Below are 458 nucleotides of genomic sequence, written 5' to 3'. Positions count from 1 at the left end.
ACACATGCAAGTCGAACGGCAGCACGGGCTTCGGCCTGGTGGCGAGTGGCGAACGGGTGAGTAATACATCGGAACATGTCCTGTAGTGGGGGATAGCCCGGCGAAAGCCGGATTAATACCGCATACGATCTAAGGATGAAAGCGGGGGACCTTCGGGCCTCGCGCTATAGGGTTGGCCGATGGCTGATTAGCTAGTTGGTGGGGTAAAGGCCTACCAAGGCGACGATCAGTAGCTGGTCTGAGAGGACGACCAGCCACACTGGGACTGAGACACGGCCCAGACTCCTACGGGAGGCAGCAGTGGGGAATTTTGGACAATGGGCGCAAGCCTGATCCAGCAATGCCGCGTGCAGGATGAAGGCCTTCGGGTTGTAAACTGCTTTTGTACGGAACGAAAAGTCTTGGGTTAATACCCTGGGATCATGACGGTACCGTAAGAATAAGCACCGGCTAACTAC

Annotated in this window: 1 rRNA gene; it reads left to right on the top strand. The window is 56.1% G+C overall.

Going from position 1 to position 458, the window contains the following annotated elements:
• Positions 1–458: ribosomal RNA gene (locus J5M73_RS31320) — 16S ribosomal RNA — on the top strand; the annotation flags it as partial.

This window comes from Pseudomonas sp. 50_B (genome assembly GCF_017491625.1).
GTDB classification, from domain to species: Bacteria; Pseudomonadota; Gammaproteobacteria; order Pseudomonadales; family Pseudomonadaceae; genus Aquipseudomonas; species Aquipseudomonas danubii.
This window is presented reverse-complemented; position numbering and strand designations above follow the sequence as displayed.